Origin of the sequence: Paenarthrobacter sp. NCHU4564, from assembly GCF_052156435.1 — a bacterium.
GTDB lineage: Bacteria > Actinomycetota > Actinomycetes > Actinomycetales > Micrococcaceae > Arthrobacter.
In genome coordinates this window covers 289,193-308,271 of sequence record NZ_JBQLIS010000003.1, presented here as the reverse complement: position 1 = coordinate 308,271, position 19,079 = coordinate 289,193, and the positions used below count along the sequence as shown (strand labels likewise).

At 61.7% G+C, this 19,079-nt stretch carries 17 protein-coding genes and 2 tRNA genes; 8 read left to right on the top strand and 11 right to left on the bottom strand.

From position 1 onward, the window contains the following. Positions 1–178: 178 nt before the first annotated feature. The 11 genes from ACSVIE_RS05455 to dnaA form a co-directional block, all read right to left on the bottom strand. Positions 179–254: transfer RNA gene (locus tag ACSVIE_RS05455), tRNA-Ala, on the bottom strand. Positions 255–324: 70 nt separating this feature from the next. Next, positions 325–444: a DLW-39 family protein gene (locus tag ACSVIE_RS05450; protein ID WP_426005012.1), complete on the bottom strand. Its 120-nt coding sequence runs from the start codon at positions 442–444 to the stop codon at positions 325–327. A 43-nt stretch (positions 445–487) separates the two neighbouring features. Further along, positions 488–561, bottom strand: a tRNA-Ile gene (locus tag ACSVIE_RS05445). 114 nt (positions 562–675) lie between these two features. Next, complete coding sequence (locus tag ACSVIE_RS05440) at positions 676–1,338, bottom strand: DUF3566 domain-containing protein (RefSeq protein WP_426005010.1); 663 nt, start codon at positions 1,336–1,338, stop codon at positions 676–678. Then, positions 1,335–4,007, bottom strand: coding sequence for a DNA gyrase subunit A (gyrA, locus tag ACSVIE_RS05435; RefSeq protein WP_426005008.1), 2,673 nt, complete (start codon positions 4,005–4,007; stop codon positions 1,335–1,337). Before gyrA ends, ACSVIE_RS05440 begins: the two co-directional genes overlap by 4 nt. A gap of 61 nt (positions 4,008–4,068) precedes the next feature. After that, complete coding sequence (gene gyrB / locus ACSVIE_RS05430; protein ID WP_426005007.1) at positions 4,069–6,147, bottom strand: DNA topoisomerase (ATP-hydrolyzing) subunit B; 2,079 nt, start codon at positions 6,145–6,147, stop codon at positions 4,069–4,071. Positions 6,148–6,486: 339 nt separating this feature from the next. After that, on the bottom strand, positions 6,487–7,041 hold the full coding sequence (locus tag ACSVIE_RS05425) for a DUF721 domain-containing protein (RefSeq protein ID WP_442423241.1): 555 nt from the start codon (positions 7,039–7,041) through the stop codon (positions 6,487–6,489). Then, entirely contained in the window at positions 7,028–8,221 is a 1,194-nt protein-coding gene (gene recF / locus ACSVIE_RS05420) for a DNA replication/repair protein RecF (RefSeq protein ID WP_426005004.1), read from the bottom strand. The genes ACSVIE_RS05425 and recF overlap by 14 nt, the downstream gene beginning before the upstream one ends. A gap of 23 nt (positions 8,222–8,244) precedes the next feature. Beyond that, positions 8,245–9,129 carry a phosphogluconate dehydrogenase (NAD(+)-dependent, decarboxylating) gene (gnd, locus tag ACSVIE_RS05415; RefSeq protein ID WP_442423240.1) on the bottom strand — a complete coding sequence of 295 codons (885 nt, stop codon included), beginning with the start codon at positions 9,127–9,129 and terminating at the stop codon, positions 8,245–8,247. A 32-nt stretch (positions 9,130–9,161) separates the two neighbouring features. Further along, positions 9,162–10,286, bottom strand: a complete 1,125-nt coding sequence (gene dnaN / locus ACSVIE_RS05410; protein ID WP_426005000.1) for a DNA polymerase III subunit beta — start codon at positions 10,284–10,286, stop codon at positions 9,162–9,164. A gap of 563 nt (positions 10,287–10,849) precedes the next feature. After that, positions 10,850–12,271, bottom strand: coding sequence for a chromosomal replication initiator protein DnaA (dnaA, locus tag ACSVIE_RS05405; RefSeq protein WP_426004998.1), 1,422 nt, complete (start codon positions 12,269–12,271; stop codon positions 10,850–10,852). 465 nt (positions 12,272–12,736) lie between these two features. On the opposite strand from dnaA, the gene rpmH reads away from it, so the two are divergent. From rpmH to ACSVIE_RS05365, 8 genes are all read left to right on the top strand, one after another. Next, entirely contained in the window at positions 12,737–12,874 is a 138-nt protein-coding gene (rpmH, locus tag ACSVIE_RS05400) for a 50S ribosomal protein L34 (protein WP_011776797.1), read from the top strand. 41 nt (positions 12,875–12,915) lie between these two features. Next, positions 12,916–13,326 (top strand): ribonuclease P protein component, encoded by a 411-nt coding sequence (gene rnpA / locus ACSVIE_RS05395; protein WP_426004995.1) that lies wholly within the window; start codon positions 12,916–12,918, stop codon positions 13,324–13,326. A 67-nt stretch (positions 13,327–13,393) separates the two neighbouring features. Then, positions 13,394–13,765, top strand: coding sequence for a membrane protein insertion efficiency factor YidD (gene yidD / locus ACSVIE_RS05390; protein ID WP_426007630.1), 372 nt, complete (start codon positions 13,394–13,396; stop codon positions 13,763–13,765). A gap of 16 nt (positions 13,766–13,781) precedes the next feature. Further along, positions 13,782–14,756, top strand: coding sequence for a membrane protein insertase YidC (gene yidC / locus ACSVIE_RS05385; protein WP_426004994.1), 975 nt, complete (start codon positions 13,782–13,784; stop codon positions 14,754–14,756). Next, positions 14,756–15,307, top strand: a complete 552-nt coding sequence (locus tag ACSVIE_RS05380) for a protein jag (RefSeq protein ID WP_426004993.1) — start codon at positions 14,756–14,758, stop codon at positions 15,305–15,307. Before yidC ends, ACSVIE_RS05380 begins: the two co-directional genes overlap by 1 nt. A gap of 6 nt (positions 15,308–15,313) precedes the next feature. Further along, positions 15,314–15,964: a 16S rRNA (guanine(527)-N(7))-methyltransferase RsmG gene (gene rsmG, locus ACSVIE_RS05375; RefSeq protein ID WP_426004992.1), complete on the top strand. Its 651-nt coding sequence runs from the start codon at positions 15,314–15,316 to the stop codon at positions 15,962–15,964. 87 nt (positions 15,965–16,051) lie between these two features. Beyond that, positions 16,052–17,107 (top strand): AAA family ATPase, encoded by a 1,056-nt coding sequence (locus ACSVIE_RS05370; protein WP_426004991.1) that lies wholly within the window; start codon positions 16,052–16,054, stop codon positions 17,105–17,107. Between the two features lie 66 nt (positions 17,108–17,173). Beyond that, positions 17,174–18,388, top strand: coding sequence for a ParB/RepB/Spo0J family partition protein (locus tag ACSVIE_RS05365; protein ID WP_426004990.1), 1,215 nt, complete (start codon positions 17,174–17,176; stop codon positions 18,386–18,388). Positions 18,389–19,079: the final 691 nt, after the last annotated feature.

The window sequence follows — 19,079 nt, the reverse complement described above, 5'->3', positions numbered from 1 at the left end:
CGCCAACGATTCGACTTCTGCACCCCAAATGAGATGATCAGAACCTTCCTGTTGCGATAACCGCTAGAAACCGCCCCCCCAAAACGCGCACAAATGCGACTTAGTTGGGTCCCGGGGGACATTGGGGGGGTGGGTTAAACGAAAAAGTCCCGGCCATTCCTGGCCGGGACTTTCCTTATGGTGGAGGCAAGGGGACTCGAACCCCTAACCCCCTGCTTGCAAAGCAGGTGCGCTACCAATTGCGCCATGCCCCCATAAGAAGCAACCCGTCAATCATACCCCATGCCCGAGCTGGTCAAGACCAGTTGGTGCCGGGATCCATTGCTAGTCAACCTTGTCGGTGGACTTGCTCCAGACTTCTTTCCGGGCTTCGGATTCCTGGGCCTTTTTGTAGACCAGGACACCTGCGATTGCCGCTGCTACTGCTACCAGCAACTTCTTCACAAGTACCTCATTCCGTTCAGTTTCCTGAACCTGTTAGGTTCCGTGGGCGTACCAGGACTTGAACCTGGGACCTCTTCGTTATCAGCGAAGCGCTCTAACCGCCTGAGCTATACGCCCCGATGCCTCATCGGGCCGAGATATGACTGTACAGCACATCCCGGCCCGATCTCAAATCGAGGCTTTCGTCCCGCTGCTTTCCGCCGTTTTTCGGCGGATTTTCGCGGTTTTTTGCTAGTCGTCGGTCAGCGTCACGCCGATGCCGCCCACCAACGTTGCCGAAATGTTATAGAGCACTGCGGAGAGCATGGACAGGGCGGTCAGCAGGACCACGTTCACCACGGCGATGATCGTGGCAAAGGATGCCACCTGGCCCAGGGATGCGATCTTCTTCAGCTCGAAACCGCTGCCTTCGGAGCCCGCCAAGGTGCCCAGCAGGCTGTCCACCTGGTTGAAGATGCCTGTGAGATCCAACACGGTCCAGAGAACGATGGCTGCCACCACGGTCACGATCCCGAGTGCCACGGACAGCAGGAACGCCATCTTCAGCACGGACCATGGGTCAACCTTGCTCACCAGCAGGCGTGCGCGGCGGACTTTGGCCTTCGGCGCTGGCTTCACGAGCCCGGGGTTGCCCTGGGCCGGCCTTTGGGCGCCGGCACTGGCCGGACGTTGACCCGGCTGGGTCGGACGCTGGCCGGGTGTGCCTGACGGCCGCTGGCCTGCCGATGCGGGGCGTTGGCCCGGCGCGTTCGCCGGCCGTTGTCCGCTCTCCTGGCCTGCGGTTGGCCGCTGCTGCGGCCGGGCCGGCGTTCCGGTCTGTGCGGTGCCCGAGGGCTGCCGGACCCCGCCGGATACACCCGTGCTCGGCTTGGGATATGAGTCCGAATTGCTCACTCGTTACCTCCGGTGTTGTCTTCGTTCAGCTCCGCGCCCGCATCGGTATCCGGGTCTGCGTCGTCTTCCGTTACTGCCGTCGCGACGCCCTCTGAGGCATCGTTGTCTGCAGCCAACGTTACGTCATCGTCCAGTGCGTCCTCGGATTCTTCGCCTTCCAAGCCGCGTTCGCTGTTGCGGGCAACCTCGATGATGCGGTCGTTCTTGTCGGGCTTGGCGAAGATCACGCCCATGGTGTCACGGCCCTTGGCGGGCACGCCACTGACCGCCGAACGGACCACCTTGCCGCCTTCCATGACCACCAGGACTTCGTCTTCTTCCTGCACGATCAGGGCCCCCACGAGGTCACCCCGGTCTTCGGCAAGCTTGGCCACCTTGATGCCCAGGCCGCCACGGCCCTGCAAGCGGTACTCGTCAACAGCTGTTCGTTTGGCATAGCCACCTTCGGTGACCACAAAGACGAACGAGCCGTCCTGGACGACGTCCGCAGCCAGCAATTCGTCGTCTTCACGGAACTTCATACCGGTCACGCCTGAGGTAGCGCGGCCCATGGGACGCAGAGCGTCATCGGTGGCAGTGAAGCGGATGGACTGGCCCTTCCGGGACACCAGCAGGAGGTCGTCGGTTTCGCTGACCAACTGCGCGGATACGAGCTCGTCTTCATCGCGCAGGTTGATGGCGATAACGCCCGCGGAGCGGTTGGTGTCGTAATCTTCCAGACGCGTCTTTTTGACCAGTCCGTTCTTGGTGGCCAGCACCAGGTAAGGTGCCTGCTGGTAATCACGGAGATCCAGTACCTGGGCAATGTGCTCGTCCGGCTGGAAAGCCAGGAGGTTGGCAACGTGCTGGCCCTTTGCGTCGCGGCCACCTTCGGCGAGCTCGTAGGCCTTGGCACGGTAGACCCGGCCCAGGTTGGTGAAGAACAGCAGCCAGTGGTGGGTGGTGGTGACGAAGAAGTGCTCCACAACATCGTCGCCGCGCAGCTGGGCACCCTTGATGCCCTTCCCGCCGCGTTGCTGGGACCGGTAGTTGTCACTGCGCGTGCGCTTGACGTAGCCCCCGCGCGTAATGGTGACCACCATTTCCTCTTCGGGAATGAGGTCTTCCATGGACATGTCGCCGTCAAAGCCCATGAGGATCTGAGTACGGCGGTCGTCGCCATGCTTGGCAACGATCTCGGCAAGTTCCTCGCTGATGATGCCACGCTGGCGTTCCTCGGAAGCGAGGATCGCGTTGTATTCCTCGATCATGGCTTCGAGCTCCGCATGGCGGTCCTGGATCTTCTGGCGTTCCAGGGCGGCAAGGCGACGCAGCTGCATGTCCAGGATGGCACGCGCCTGAAGTTCATCGATGTCCAGGAGTTCCATCAGGCCTTCGCGTGCGGCGTCCGTGGTGTTGGAAGCGCGGATGAGGGCGATGACCTCGTCCAGCATGTCCAGCGCCTTCAGGAGGGCCCGCAGGATGTGGGCTTCTTCTTCGGCCTTGCGCAGGCGGTACCTGGTGCGGCGCGCAATGACGTCCATCTGGTGCGCCACCCAGTGCCGGATAAACGCATCCAGGCTCAGGGTCCGCGGCACACCGTCCACAATGGCCAGCATGTTGGCAGAGAAGTTGTCCTGCAGCTGCGTGTGCTTGTACAGGTTGTTGAGGACCACCTTGGCCACGGCATCCCGCTTCAGGACGATCACGAGCCGCTGGCCTGTGCGGCCCGAGGTCTCGTCGCGGAGGTCGGCGATGCCCTGGATCTTGCCGTCCTTGACGAGTTCGGCGATCTTGATGGCCAGGTTGTCCGGGTTGGCCTGATAGGGAAGCTCCGTAACCACCAGGCAGGTGCGGCCCTGGAGTTCCTCGACGTTGACTACAGCCCGCATGGTGATGGATCCGCGACCGGTCCTGTATGCGTCTTCGATCCCCTTGTGGCCCAGGATGGTGGCACCCGTCGGGAAGTCGGGCCCCTTGATCCGCACCAGGAGTGCTTCAAGGAGTTCCTCGCGGGTGGCGCCGGGATTCTCCAATGCCCACTGCACGCCGTCGGCGACTTCCCGGAGGTTGTGCGGCGGGATATTGGTCGCCATTCCCACGGCAATGCCGGAGGATCCGTTGACCAGCAGGTTTGGGAACCGCGACGGCAGGATGGTGGGTTCCTGGTTCTTGCCGTCGTAGTTGTCCTGGAAGTCGACGGTTTCCTCGTCGATGTCACGGACCATTTCCATGGCCAGCTGGGCCATCTTCGTTTCGGTGTATCGGGGCGCAGCAGCACCGTCGTTGCCCGGTGATCCAAAGTTTCCCTGGCCCAGGGCAAGCGGGTACCGCATGGTCCAGTCCTGGATGAGGCGGACCAGGGCATCGTAGATGGCCATGTCACCGTGGGGGTGGTAGGTGCCCATGACGTCGCCTACCACGCGGGCGCACTTGTTGAAGGCACGGTCCGGGCGGTAGCCGCCGTCGAACATCGCATACAGCACGCGCCGGTGGACCGGCTTCAGGCCATCGCGGACGTCCGGAAGGGCGCGGCCAACAATGACGGCCATTGCGTAGTCAAGGTAGGACCGCTGCATTTCGGTCTGCAGGTCCACCTGTTCGACGCGGTCGGTCAGCAAATCGCCTTCCAAAACCGCATCCGGGACGTCGGTGTTTTCCGCCGGGACTTCGGGAGTTTCGTCACTCATAATGTCATGTTCCGTTTCAGGTATATGTCAGTTCTGGAATATCTCTTGAGCGATGGAGGCCCTAGATATCAAGGAACCTGACGTCCTTGGCGTTCTGCTGGATGAAGTTTCTGCGGGATTCGACGTCTTCGCCCATGAGCACGGAGAAGGTTTGGTCGGCTGCAAGGGCGTCATCCATGGTGACCTGCAGGAGCGTCCTGCGATCCGGGTCCATGGTGGTGTCCCAGAGTTCCGTGTAGTCCATTTCGCCCAAGCCCTTGTAGCGCTGGATGCCGTTGTCCTTGGGCAGGCGCTTGTTCATGGCGGCACCCTTGCGGATGGTCTCGTCACGCTCTCTGTCACTGAAGACGTAGTCGTGCGCGGCGTTGGACCACTTGATCCTGTACAGCGGCGGCTGGGCCAGGTACACATACCCGTTCTCGATCAAGGGCCGCATGTAGCGGAACAGCAACGTCATCAGCAGCGTGGTGATGTGCTGGCCGTCGACATCGGCATCTGCCATGAGGACGATCTTGTGGTACCGCAGCTTGGAGATGTCGAAGTCCTCCCCAATGCCCGTACCGAACGCGGTGATCATCGACTGGACTTCGGCGTTGCCGAGCGCCTTGTCCAGCCGGGCGCGTTCCACGTTCAGGATCTTTCCCCGGAGTGGCAGGATGGCCTGGGTCTCAGGGTTGCGTCCACGCTTGGCGGAGCCACCTGCGGAGTCACCCTCCACCAGGTAAACCTCGCACCGCGAAGGATCCTTGGAGGAGCAATCGGACAGCTTCCCTGGCATGCCAAAGGATTCCAGCGGGCTCTTGCGGCGTGCATTGTCACGGGCCTTGCGCGCAGCCATGCGTGCCTGCGCAGCCTGGATGGCCTTACGGATGACGTCGCGGGCAGGGCCGGGATTGCGTTCCAGCCAGTCACCCAGCTGGTCGGTGACAACGCGCTGCACGAACCCCTTGACTTCGGAGTTGCCAAGCTTGGTCTTGGTCTGGCCCTCGAACTGCGGTTCGGAGAGCTTCACCGAGATCACGGCAGTGAGCCCTTCACGGATGTCATCGCCCGTGAGGTTGTCTTCCTTCTCCTTGATGATGCTCTTCTCGCGCGCGTAGCGGTTGATGAGTGAGGTCATCGCGGCCCGGAAGCCTTCTTCGTGGGTACCGCCCTCATGGGTGTTGATGGTGTTCGCGTAGGTGTGGACGCTCTCCGAGTAGGCGGTGGTCCACTGCATGGCGACCTCGACGGCGATGTGCCGCTCAGTGTCTTCGGTTTCGAAGGCGATGACGTCCTCGTGGACGATTTCCACCTTCTTGCTGGAGTTCAGGTGCTTGACGTAATCCAGGAGGCCGTCCGGGTATTCGTACACCACGGTGCGGTGCTCGGCAGCCACTTCGCCCTCGGTGGCAACGGCATCGAGGTCCAGGTCATCATCGCCTTCACCGGCAACGGGACGCTCGTCCGTCAGGGTAATCTTCAGGCCCTTGTTCAGGAACGCCATCTGCTGGAACCGGGCACGGAGGGTCTCGAAGTCGAACTCGGTGGTTTCAAAGATTGAGCCGTCAGGGTAGAACGTCTGGGACGTCCCGGTTTCCCCGGTGGCTTCTCCCTTGACGAGTTCGCCCTGGGGCTTGCCGCCGTCGGCGAATGACATGCGCCAAACATGGCCTTGGCGGCGCACCTCCGTGTTGACCCGGCGGGACAGGGCGTTCACAACGGAGATGCCCACGCCGTGAAGACCGCCGGATACGGCGTACCCGCCGCCGCCGAACTTGCCGCCGGCGTGCAGGATGGTCATGACCACCTCGACCGTGGGCTTGCCTTCGGTGGGGTGGATGTCCACGGGGATACCGCGGCCGTCGTCCACGACCTTGACTCCGCCGTCGGCCTGGAGGGTGACCTCGATGTGGCTGCAGAAGCCGGCCAGGGCCTCGTCGACTGAGTTGTCCACGACTTCATACACCAGGTGGTGGAGGCCGCGGGGCCCGGTGGAACCGATGTACATGCCGGGACGCTTGCGGACGGCCTCGAGGCCTTCCAGCACGGTGATGTCGCTGGCGCCATACTCCCTTGGGGTTTCCGCAGGGGCGTCGGGGCTGGTAACAGTCTCCTCCGCGGGCTCTACTGCCAAGGTCTCTGCATTGTCGTTAGCCACAGGCGCTTTCGACTCCTCTGTACTCGATGACGGTCGTCCCCGGATCAGGCAGCGGCGAACCGCAGCCGTCAAAGGGCACGTGACTGATTGCGCCGTCTACTGCGACAGAGGGGGTCCCGGATGGCACGGAACTGCATACAGGACCCCAACGGACGTTTCACCGGCGCTCAGTGATCTAGGGCAATTCTATCGTGGAAACCGCCGGATCCCTGCAAATATGGAGGCAGCCGAGAGCTGAATATGCCCGTGGGAGGCCACTGGCCCTATCTGAAACGGCCCTGCGTGGGTGCCGATGGGGGCCTATACGGTCCGGGGGCCTTGAATCGCCCTGCACGCCGTTCAGCCGTACGTGTCCCTGGGTCCACGACCATTGACGCTGCGGCCACCCTTGCGCCAGTTCGGTGCCGAGGGTCCCAGCACCTGAATGCTGGTGACCACACCCTCACCGAGCTCATTCCGGAACTTCCCGAGGAGGCTGGAACTGAGCAACCTCAACTGCGTGGCCCAGGCTGTCGAGTCGCAGCGGACGTGCAGCGTGGTGTCCGTAAAGCTCTCCGGCGTACAGTGGGCGGAAATTTCCGGTCCAACCAAGGCGTCCCACTCCGCCATGACCGAGCCCACCGCTACGGGCGAGGTCCAGCCGCGTTCGGCGACCAGCCTGCCCACCACCTTCCCGAGGCCCAAAGGATCCCGTCCAGTGCCATGGAACTGGCTGAAACCACGGGTGTCGCGTATTCCCTTGCGGTTGGCTGCTTGGCCCGGCCTCGGCGCACGCTGGCGCACTTCGCCCCGCGCGGCCGCAGCTTCCCGCACGCGGTTCAGCGCAGCCTGCGCGGCATCGATCTCATCCGGTTCACGGCCGGGTTGGAGTCCGTCGGGACTACCCTTCGCCATCGATGCCTCCCGGAACAACGGTTACGCGCCGTCCGGCCAGCTCCTCGGGGATATCGGCGTCGACGGCGGCTGTCACCAGTACCTGTTCGGCACCGGCCACTATTGCAGCCAGTTTACGACGGCGTTGGACATCGAGTTCAGCGAAAACATCGTCCAGGATCAGGATTGGTGCCGTGCCGCCGGTGCGGGCGTCATCAAGCATGACGTAGTACGACGCCAGACGCAGCGACAGACACATTGACCACGTTTCGCCGTGTGAGGCGTACCCCTTGGCAGGTGCTTGTCCGAGGACCAGTTCAAGTTCGTCCCGGTGTGGGCCCACCAACGAAATTCCGCGTTCCAGTTCCTTCTTGCGGGACGCTGCAAAGGCTTGGATGTAACGCTCGGTGAGCTGTTCGACGGACAGCACCCGGAGGTCCTCGTACGACGCCGGAGGTTCCGTCGCGCGGTCGGCCGGACCGCCGTCGTCGTCAAGGACGCCCTGGATGGTTGAGCGGTAGACCGCGCCGGCCTCTTTGGACCCGTCCGTCAGTTGGGCGTAGGCGCTGTTGAGGTGCGGACGAAGCCGCTCCACGAGCTCCAGCCGGGCATGAAGAAGTTCAGCTCCGGCCCGCGCCATATGTTGGTCCCACACATCCAGGGTGGCTTCATGCCCTGCTGTGAACTTGCCCGTGCGGGCGGATTTCAACAAGGCATTTCGCTGCTTGAGGACCCTGTCGTAGTCACTTCGGGTGGCGGCGTGGCGCGGAACGAGACTGACCAGGAGCTCATCGAGGAAACGTCGCCGATTGGAAGGATCGCCCTTTACCAGTGCCAGGTCTTCCGGCGCGAAGAGTACGGTCTGGCATATGCCCAGGATGTCCCGGGCGCGCACCGGGTTCCCCCGGTTGATCCGGCCCCGGTTGGCCCGGCCTGCGTTGATTTCGAGCTCGATGATGGTTGATTGTTCGCCCCGGACCAAGCGGGCACGGATCAGGGCCCGTTCGGTGCCGAAGCGAAGCAGTGGCGCGTCCGTGCTGACCCTGTGGGAACTCAGCGTCGCCAGGTAGCCGATGGCTTCCATGAGGTTGGTCTTGCCGATCCCGTTGGACCCCACCAGGACCGTCACCCCGGGACCAAGCTTCAGATCAACCTGGGCATAGCTGCGGAAGTCCGTCAGTGAAAGATGTTCTAGGTACACGCCGTCAGCAGGGCTCCTGCAGCCTAGTTGGCTGGACGGGTGGCGTGTCCGCCGAACTGGTGGCGCAGGGCGGAAACCATCTTCATGGCCGGTGAAACGTCTTCGCGGGAAGCAAAGCGCGCAAAGAGGGCAGCCGTGATGGCCGGAGCCGGGACCGCGTTGGCGATCGCTTCTTCCACAGTCCAGCGGCCTTCCCCGGAATCTTCCACGTAGTCGTCGATCGAGGCCAGGCCGGGGTCTTCGTCCAGTGCCTTGACCATCAGGTCCAGCAGCCAGGAACGGACAACCGTGCCTTTTTGCCATGCACGGAACGTGCCGGGAAGATCCTTGACGATGTCCTTGGCCGCAAGGAGCTCGTAGCCCTCGGCGTAGGCCTGCATCAGACCGTACTCGATACCGTTGTGGACCATCTTGGCGTAATGGCCGGCGCCGACTCCACCGACATGGACGAAGCTGTCGGCCCGTTCACCTTCGGGCCGGAGCGCATCGAAGACAGGCATGGCGAATTCAATGTCTTCTTCGGCGCCGCCGGCCATGAGGCCGTAACCGTTCTGGAGGCCCCAGACACCACCGGAGACGCCGCAATCGACGAACCGGATGCCCTTTCCGGCGAGGACCGCGCCATGCTTTTGGTCCTCAGTGAACCGGGAGTTGCCGCCGTCGATCACCAGATCGCCGTCGGCGAGTTTTTCGCCGAGTTCGGTGACCACGGCATCGGTGACGGCTCCGGCGGGAACCATGACCCAGACCAAGCGAGGGGTGGGAAGGGCAGCGATGAGTTCGTCCACCGAGGCGACGTCGGTGACGTCCGGGTTCCGGTCATAGCCGGTGACTTCGATGCCGCCGTTCCGCATGCGTTCACGCATGTTGAAGCCCATCTTGCCAAGGCCGATCAGTCCGATGTGCACGGTGTGAACTCTTTTCTGCGAAGGGTGCCGGGCTAGTTGGGAAGTCGGACGGGCATCACCAGGTAGCGGTAATCGTCCTGGTCTTCGCCGTCTGCCTCCGCCTGCGCGGTGATCATGGCGGGCTTGGGAGCTGTGGTGAACGAAAAGCGGACGAACTTGGTCTCGATGACGCTGAGGCCTTCGACCAGGTAGTGGGGGTTGAAGGCCACTGTGATGTCATCACCGGAAAGCTGGGCTTCCAGTTCTTCCGAAGCCTGGGCGTCCTCGCCGGTTCCGGCGTCGAGGTTCAGGAGCCCCTGGGTGAAGGCAAGCCGCACCGGGGTGTTGCGTTCGGCAACAAGCGACACACGGCGAACAGCCTCCACGAGTTCCTGCGTCTGCACCGTGGCATGGATGGGCGTGGATTCAGGGAACAGGGAGCGGATCTTGGGGTAGTCGCCATCCACCAGGAGCGACGTGGTGGTGCGTCCGCCGCTCTCGAACCCAATGAGCCTGCTGTCGTCGTCAGCAAGGGCCAGGTTGATGTCACCACTGCCGCCCAGGGTCTTGGCGACCTCGTTCAGGGTCTTGGATTTCACCAGTGCGCTGGTGGAAATACCCGGGGTGACAGGCTTCCAGGGCACTTCACGCATGGCCAGGCGGTACCGGTCGGTGGCGAGCAACGTGATGAGGTCGTCTTCGATCTCCATGCGAACACCGGTAAGGATCGGCAGGGTGTCATCCTTGCTTGCGGCGATGATGACCTGGGAAACAGCCTGGGCGAAGGCATCACCGGGCAACGTTCCGCTGATCGCAGGCAATGCAGGAAGGGCGGGGTACTCGGACTCCGGCATGGTGGCCAAGTGGAAGCTGCTTCGGCGGCAGGTCAGGGTGACTTTGCTGCCGTCGGTCTCTACCTCGACCGGCGCGGAGGGCAGGCTGCGGCAGATGTCGGCCAGAAGGCGCCCGGACACCAGGATGGTGCCTTCAGTGGCGATGTCTGCAGGAATTTCGAGCCTGGCGGAAGTCTCGTAGTCGAAGCTTGAAAGGCTGACTGTTCCGGCTTCCGCCTTGAGGAGGAGGCCCGAGAGTACGGGCACTGGCGGCCGCGGAGACAACGACCGCGCTGTCCATGTAACGGCTTCTGCCAGGACGTCGCGGTCGACTCTGAACTTCACGGAAGGGTGCCGCCTTTCATTGCTGCTGCCATGTATTGCTGCGGACTTCCTGGTGGGCGTCCGCCAATTCTTCGCGATCCAACCCGGAAACCTGCATGGTCCGCACGCAACGAATGACACAACAGACCCGGGGATGGGAACGCTGCTGACAGCTTAGCCGGAAGATCCGCGATTAACCCATCCCCCATGGGCGCCGCCCCTCAAAGGTGGACAGCCGGAGGCTGTCCTTCAGCCTGGCCTTGGGGCTGGCTGGTGTGCGGGAGAACGAGGTTGTTATTTGAGGGATTTCAATTTTTGGGATTCGTAGTGTTAATAACTGCTGTGGAAACTGTGGATAAGTGGCTCCTGCCGCGCGGTTCCGCGGTTAAGCCCTGTTCACGGCTTGTGCGTTAACTGGGTTTTAAACAGGGTGTGGATGGGGACAACCGGAAGGGGCATTTTTAACGATCCACAGACGGCTTAAGGGTTTTAAGCCCATTAAGCGCGCTTGTCCCCTTAAGAATCCACAGGGTTATCCACATGCACCTGTTAATAAGGTATGGAGTGCGCGGCGTGATGTGGATTCAGGAGTCCCGTTGCTGCTGCTTGATCCGGTTTGTGAGCTCGGTGACTTGGTTGTAGATCACACGCCGCTCGGCCATGAGTTCGCGGATCTTGCGGTCTGCGTGGATGACGGTGGTGTGGTCTCGGCCGCCGAGCTCCTGTCCGATCTTGGGCAGGGACATGTCCGTGAGTTCGCGGCACAAGTACATGGCGATCTGGCGGGCCGTCACCAAGGTGCGTGTGCGTGACTTGCTGCACAGCTCTTCCATGCTGAGCTTGAAGTAGTCCGCGGTCTGGTCGAGGATCTGCTTGGCCGTGATCTCCTGCGCGCCGTCGTCGGTGATGAGGTCCTTGAGGACCATCTCGGCCAGGGCCACGTCCACGGGCTGCCGGTTCAGGCTGGCGAACGCCGTGACCCTGATGAGGGCGCCTTCGAGTTCACGGATGTTGCTGGAGATCTTTGACGCGATGTACTCCAGGGCGTCGTCCGGCGCGGAAAGTCCTTCGCTCAGGCCCTTTTTGCGGAGAATGGCGATACGGGTTTCAAGTTCCGGCGGCTGGATGTCCGTCAGCAGGCCCCACTCGAAGCGCGAGGTCATGCGGTCCTCAAAGCCGGCAAGCATCTTGGGCGGCTGGTCCGAGGTGATCACAACCTGCTTGTTCGCGTTATGCAGGGCGTTGAACGTGTGGAAGAACTCTTCCTGGGTCCGGTCCTTGCCGGCAAGGAACTGGATGTCGTCGATCAGCAGCACATCCACGTTGCGGTACGTGGTCTTGAAGCTGGTGCCTTCGTCGTCGCGGATGGAGTTGATGAAGTCGTTGGTGAACTCTTCAGAGTTGACATACCGGACGCGGATGCCGCTGTAGAGCCTGCGGGCGTAATGTCCGATCGCGTGGAGCAGGTGGGTCTTGCCCAGTCCGGAGTCACCGTAGATGAACAGCGGGTTGTAGGCCTTGGCCGGTGCCTCCGCCACGGCTACGGCCGCCGCGTGGGCGAAACGGTTCGAGGAACCGATCACGAATGTGTCGAAGATGTATTTCGGGTTGAGCCGGCCGAACTCGTGCGACGTGCTGGGAGGGGTGGGCTGGGGCTTGGGCTCTACCGCCAGGTCCGGTGTGGCGGCAAGTTCGACGGCGGGTTCCGGCTCAGCGTGGACAGGCACCAAATCGGTATCTACGTCGATCGCGCACCGGATGTCGTCAGAGAACACGCTGCGCAGGGCGTCATCCAGCGCGTCCTTGACCTGGGTCTGGAGTACTTCCCGGGTCAGCTCGTTGGGAACGGCCACCAGGAGCGTGGAACCAATAAGGCCCTGTGCCTGGGCCAGGATGACGAAACCGCGCTGACGGGGTGTGACCCGGTCGTCCTGCTCCAGCAGGCTCAGCACCCGACGCCAGGAACTTCCGACAGTATTGGCGTGGTTGGCTTCGTCTACTGTCATCATTTACGTTCCTCGTACTTGCTTGCCGGCATTGCTGGCAGCCGAAAGTGTCTCCGACTGGGCGTTGCTCCGGGGTAAATCCACAGAGTTATGCACAGCGGGTGGACAATGGGCTACTGAGCCACTCTAGGGGATGATTTCCCCAGAAGATAGCTGGGAAGTTGCTTGTGGATAATTACACGGTTGTGGTTCGTGAACGGGCCCTGTGAGCCAGTTCATCCACAGGCTGGGAACCGTTGTTTGGCACAGCTGTGGATAGCTTCGGGCAGTCTCCCCGGTTTGACTGAGGGCGTATTTTTGCCCTAACGTTGTGAAGTCCTTTGTGTCCGCTTTTGCGATCAGTTGCACCTCCGCGCGTTCTTCGTGCGGGCAGCAGCGGCGGCAGGCACATACAAAACTTAGCGTCGGCCAGTTCTTCCCCTTTTGATCGGGTGGGCGCACCTTTGATCCACTGGAGTAACTAACGTGAGCAAGCGGACTTTTCAGCCGAATAACCGCCGTCGGGCCAAGAAGCACGGCTTCCGCCTTCGTATGCGCACCCGTGCCGGCCGCGCCATCCTGGCTGCCCGTCGCGGCAAGGGCCGCGTCGAGCTGTCGGCCTAAATAACTGACTTGTCGGTCAGAGTCCTTTCGCAGGTTCGTCGGTGCTAGCCACCCCTAACCGTCTTCGGACGTCTACCGACTTTTCAACAACTGTACGTTCCGGCGTCCGCAATGGACGCCGGAACTTAGTGTTATATACGGCCTCTATCGGGGCCGGGGAGCCCAGCCGGATTGGCTTCATTGTCTCCAAAGCCGTCGGGAACGCCGTGACCAGGAACCTCGTTAAGAGGAGACTGAGAGAAGCAGGTGCATTGTCCTTGCGTGTGCATGGGACTGGCCTGGCGGTAGTGGTCCGGGCGTTGCCTGCAGCTGCATCGGCCAGCTGGGAGCAACTGCTGTCCGACTACAACGCCGCACTGGCAGTGACGACGAAGCGACTGGCTGGCTCCGCTCCAGCGAACGCTTCGCCGGAACAAAACGGCACCACAACGGAAGGGACACCGCGTGCGTAACCGCAGCACCGCCGTCGTTCCTTCCCCTGGTGACCCGGCGCCTTCCGCCGGGCATCCCGTTGCAGCAGTGCCGCCTTCCCGCAACGTGCCGGCGGCGGTGGGTGCTTTCCTTTGGGACTTGCCCCGGAACATCCTGATCCTCCTGCTGAAGGCCTACCGCAAGGTTGTTTCGCCCCTTTATGGCCAGGTATGCCGTTTCTTCCCCTCCTGTTCGGCATATGCCCTGGAGGCGGTCACGGTGCATGGCGCGGTGAAGGGCAGTTGGCTCGCAGCCAAGAGGCTCGCCAGGTGCCACCCTTGGAATGCCGGCGGAGTGGACCATGTCCCCGCCGGCCACCGTCATTGGCCCGAAGGCCGGACGCCCACAATTGTTGTACTGAACAATCCGGACAAGTTCCTGGCTGCTCAGGCTGATGAAGAAGGCCGCTCCGCGGCCTGACGAATAGGGATATCGTATGGACTTCTTTGAAACAATCATGTTTCCGTTCAAGTGGTTGGTGTCAATCATCATGGTTGGCTTCCACGAGGGACTGAGCTTCCTTGGAATGCCCGCCGCGAACGGTTGGACCTGGACCCTGTCCATCATCGGCCTGGTGCTGGTGATCCGTGCTGCCCTGATTCCGGTCTTCGTCAAGCAGATCAAAGCCCAGCGCGGCATGCAGCTGCTCCAGCCGGACCTGAAGAAGCTGCAGACCAAGTACAAGGGCAAGACCGACCAGCTCAGCCGCCAGGCCATGGCGCAGGAGCAGATGGCCCTGTACAAGAAGCACGGCACCAACCCGTTCTCAGCATGTTTGCCGATGCTGATCCAGATGCCGTTCTTCTTCGCGCTGTTCCAGGTGCTTTCGGGTGTCACTGCCGCCCGCAATGAGGGCGAGGGCATTGGGGCCATGAGCCACGAGCAGGTCGTTCAGTTCGATCAGTCAAGCATCTTCGGCGCCCCGCTGTCCGCCTCCCTGCTGCACGGCGATCCCAGCGGCGGCAACACTGCCGTTGCTGTGTGGGTCCTTTCCATCATCATGATCCTCGCGATGACTGCCTCGCAGTTCATCACCCAGAAGCAGATCATGGCCAAGAACATGTCCGAGGAAGCCCTCGCCAGCCCGTTCATGCGCCAGCAGAAGATGATGCTCTACATCCTGCCGCTCGTCTTCGGTATCGGCGGCATCAACTTCCCCATCGGTGTCCTCATCTACTGGACCACCACCAACCTCTGGACCATGGGACAGCAGTTCTTCGTCATCCGCCGCATGCCCACCCCGGGTTCCCCGGCCGCAAAGGCCCTGGAGGAACGCCGTGCCGCCAAGGGCCTGCCGCCGCTGCTGGGCGGTAAGAAGAACGACGACGCCGAGGCTGCCGCCGCCGCTGCTGCGGCTGAAATCCGCAGCCAGCGCGTCCAGCCACAACGTAAGAACAGGAAGAAGAAGTAATGTCTGCTGAGAGCACCGAAGAAGTAACCACGGCTGTGGCCGAAGACCAGGACGACGCGCAGGAAGCGACTTTGTCCAAGTCCGCCAGCCGGCTGGAAGAGGAAGGCGACATCGCAGCCGACTACCTCGAAGAACTTCTTGATATCGCGGATATCGACGGAGACATCGACATCGAGGTGCGCAACGGCCGCACCTACATCTCCATCGCTGCCGAGGAAGAGTCCGCCGCGCTGGAGAACCTTGTGGGCCGCGACGGCGAGGTCCTCGAAGCCCTCCAGGAACTTGCGCGGCTGTCTGTCCTCTCCGCTACTGAGAACCGCTCCAGGCTGGTGCTGGACATCAATGGTTACCGCAAGGACCGTGCCGGTGTGCTCCAGCAGATCGCAGAGGATGCCGTGGCCAAGGTCAAGGAATCCGGTGGCACCATTGCTTTGGAGCCGATGAGCGCTTACGAGCGCAAGATCGTTCACGACGCCGTTGCTGACCTTGGCTTCGTTTCCGAGTCCGAAGGCGAAGGCTCCGGACGCCACATCGTGGTTTCGGCCGACTAACGGCCCATGGTTGAGATTACCGACGCTGAACTGCAGGCGGCCGAGAAGATCTTCGGCGACAGGCTGGATCTGGCCAAACGCTACGTTGAGCACCTGGCCACGTCCGGTATTGAACGGGGCCTGATTGGGCCCCGCGAAGTTCCCCGGCTGTGGGGTCGCCACGTTCTTAACTGTGCAGTCATCGAGTCCGCCATCGCCAAGGACAGCCACGTCGCGGACGTTGGTTCGGGCGCCGGTCTTCCCGGTCTCTGCCTGGCCATTGCCCGCCCGGACCTCGAGCTGACACTCATCGAGCCCCTGGAACGCCGCGTGATCTGGCTCCAGGAAGTCGTGGATGATCTGGGTCTGGACAACGTGACCGTGATGCGGACACGTGCCGAACTGGCCGTGGGCCTTGTGGATGCGGACGTGGTTACCGCGCGTGCCGTCTCAGCCCTGACCAACCTTGCCGGCCTCACCATCCCCTTGCTCAACGGCAAGGGCGAGGTGGTGGCCATCAAGGGCAGGAGCGCGGCCGAGGAAATCGAGAAGGCCAGGAAGGTCATCCGCAAGCTCGGAGGTGTGGAGACGTCCGTTGTGGTGTGTGGGCAGGAACTCCTGGAGGAACCCACCACCGTGGTGAGGATCATCGTCAACAAGCCCGGAAAGACGGAGTAGACGCCGCTTGGTTTCCCGCGTGTCGCCGGGTGAGCAGTTAGGCTAGAGAACGGCAGCATGCGCCGAATGAGAGTGAGAGTGTGACCAGTGGGCAGTAGCGAAACCTCAACGCAGCGGATACCCCCGTTTATGTCTTTGGGGTCCGCACGCTCCATCGCCGCTTCTTCTCCTGCACCCCAAATTCCAGTGGTTCGCACGGAATCGGTTGATGTTTCCGCCGTTTCACGTGAAACCCTGACGGACGGAGTTCACAACGTCATGGACTCCATCGATGATTCCAGTCCCATCGCGCGGCAACTGGCCAACGAGACACGACGCCGCGAACGGCTGATCGGACGCGAATTGCCCAAACCTGAACGGACACGAATCTTCACGGTGTCCAACCAGAAGGGCGGCGTAGGCAAGACCACTACCACGGTCAACATTGCCGCTGCCCTGGCGTCCGCTGGACTCAACGTTCTGGTCATCGACATCGATCCGCAGGGTAATGCGTCCACTGCACTGGGCATTGAGCACCACGCCGACGTCGACAGCATCTACGACGTCCTCATCAACGACCTTCCCCTGAAGGACGTTGTGGCTCCTTGCCCCGACATCCCCAACCTCATCTGCGCCCCGGCCACCATTCACCTGGCCGGTGCCGAGATCGAACTGGTCTCCCTTGTGGCCCGCGAACAGCGTCTTCGCCGGGCTATTGACGTTTACGCCAAGGAGCGGGAGAAGAACGGTGAGGGCCGTTTGGACTTCATCTTCATCGACTGCCCGCCCAGCTTGGGCCTGCTCACAGTGAATGCTTTCTGCGCTGCCAGTGAGGTCCTTATACCCATCCAGTGCGAGTACTACGCGCTGGAAGGCCTCAGCCAGTTGTTGAAGAATATCGAGATGATCCAGAAGCACCTCAATGCTGACCTGGTGGTCTCCACCATTCTCCTGACCATGTACGACGGTCGCACCAACCTTGCGGCACAGGTGGCCTCCGAAGTCAGGCAGCATTTCCCGCAGCAGGTATTGAGCGCTGTGGTTCCGCGCTCCGTGCGCATCTCTGAAGCGCCCAGCTACCAGCAAACGGTCATGACGTACGATCCTTCCTCGAGCGGTGCACTTTCCTACATGGAAGCCGCAGCTGAAATCGCTGAACGCTAGAATTCTTGAAACACTGCAACAGCTTGGGCCCGGACGTGCTCAGCAATCCATCGGAGGGATGAATCAATGAGCGAAAAGCGAAGGGGCCTGGGCAGGGGTCTTGGGGCTCTCATTCCCAGCTCTGCTGCGGCCGGGGCTCAGGGCAACGGTTCGTCACCTTCCCGTCCGGTTGACCTTTTCTTTCCTGAAGCGCGAAAGACCGTAGAGCCTCTTGACGCACCCGAGGCCGATGCTGCCCCGGAACCCAAGGACCGTAAGGCTCCCGCGCCGCGAACCAGCACGTCCAAGTCGCCTGCTGCCAAAACACCGGCTGCGAAGGAGTCGTCCGCAAAGCCGGCCACCAAGCGTGGAAGCGGCGCGCCGGCTTCCGCCGTGGACTCTGAAGAAAGCACGACGGCGGCTGCCGCACAACCGCAGGAACCATCGGCTGCCTCCGGCGCACCTGAGGTTGAGCTTGTAGAGGTGCCGGGTGCCAGGTTCGCCGAGATCCCGGTCAAGGACATCCATCCCAACCGCAAACAGCCCCGAAGCGTCTTCGATGAGGACGACATGGCCGAGCTGGTGCACTCGGTCAAAGAAATCGGCGTGCTCCAGCCAATTGTTGTTCGTACCTCAACCGAAAAAGGTGGAGAACCGTACGAGCTTGTCATGGGCGAGCGTCGGTGGCGCGCAGTACAGGCTGCGGGACTCGACACCATCCCTGCGATCGTCAGGGATACGACTGATGACGACCTCCTGCGGGACGCGTTGCTGGAGAACCTCCACAGGAGCCAGCTGAATCCCTTGGAAGAAGCTGCTGCCTATCAACAGTTGCTCGAGGACTTCGGTACCACTCACGAGCAACTGGCGGACAGGATCGGTCGCTCGCGCCCTCAGGTCTCCAATACACTTCGTTTGTTGAAGCTTCCGCCGTTGGTCCAGCGCCGCGTTGCTGCCAGTGTGCTGTCAGCCGGTCACGCACGCGCGCTGCTGTCGCTCCCGGATGCCGCCGCCATGGAACGCCTTGCCCAAAGAATCGTTGCCGAGGGTATGTCAGTTCGTGCGACGGAAGAGGCCGTTGCCCTCTACCAGGAGCCGGCTACTCCCACTAAGAACTCGATCCCCAAGCCAAATGCCCGGCATGAGCGACTGGATTATCTGGCTTCCTCTCTTTCCGACCGTTTGGATACGAACGTCAAGATTACCCTTGGGGCCCGCAAGGGCCGGGTGAGCATTGAGTTTGCCAGCGTGGAGGATCTCAACCGGATTATGGACGTGCTGAGCCCCGGGGCGGAAGAGTAATCGTGGTGAGCTGACGGAAAGGGTCTGTTTCTTGGAAACAGGCCCTTTTTGTTTGTGGTTAGCACTGTCGTAGCAATCTTCCGAACCCAGACAGGACGCAGTGCACGCATAACGACATATGGGAGCGTCAGATGGCAACCTATGGGTGGTGTTCTTTGGCTGCAAGCAGTGTGGCTGTTGCCACCCTTGGTGTCTCGTTGGGCGTCGTTTCTTCCGTGCGCGTCTAGTCTAAGGAAGTCTGTAGTCCTGGGGATGATCCGGCGTGGACTGCGTTTCACGTGAAACATAGGGGTTAGAGACTATGTCGTGACGGGTGAGCCGATGCGCGGAGTGCTGGGCTGTCCTGCTTTGCCGTGAGGAATTTGCACTCTTTTCTGGCGATATCGCATTCTTCGGCTGACGTCGAGATGATTCAGTGTAGGGATTGTGTCGTATAGAGGGCCTGGAGCGTCTTTACAGCCTCGGAGCCCTCCCTAACGGTGTTGAGCGCCTGAGACCAACCCGGTGTTCTTCCAGGAGCCTGTGGGGCCACTCACGCCTCCTGTAGGCGTGCCCTAGTAGCGTTTGCCTCAGCGTCATTTCTGAAATCCTGAGAGGCACAGGTCCGGGGATTTGTTGTTTGTGAGACGTCCAGGGTGACTGGTGCCTAGTGGCGTTAAGAACCTACTCGTTGGACTGCGGTTCACACGTT

Excerpts from the sequence above, each read along its gene's own strand:
- gyrA (WP_426005008.1), bottom strand. The coding sequence starts at position 4,007 with ATGAGTGACGAAACTCCCGAAGTCCCGGCGGAAAACACCGACGTCCCG.
- ACSVIE_RS05365 (WP_426004990.1), top strand. The coding sequence starts at position 17,174 with ATGAGCGAAAAGCGAAGGGGCCTGGGCAGGGGTCTTGGGGCTCTCATT.
- dnaA (WP_426004998.1), bottom strand. The coding sequence starts at position 12,271 with ATGACAGTAGACGAAGCCAACCACGCCAATACTGTCGGAAGTTCCTGG.
- rsmG (WP_426004992.1), top strand. The coding sequence starts at position 15,314 with ATGGTTGAGATTACCGACGCTGAACTGCAGGCGGCCGAGAAGATCTTC.
- ACSVIE_RS05380 (WP_426004993.1), top strand. The coding sequence starts at position 14,756 with ATGTCTGCTGAGAGCACCGAAGAAGTAACCACGGCTGTGGCCGAAGAC.
- yidC (WP_426004994.1), top strand. The coding sequence starts at position 13,782 with ATGGACTTCTTTGAAACAATCATGTTTCCGTTCAAGTGGTTGGTGTCA.
- ACSVIE_RS05425 (WP_442423241.1), bottom strand. The coding sequence starts at position 7,041 with ATGGCGAAGGGTAGTCCCGACGGACTCCAACCCGGCCGTGAACCGGAT.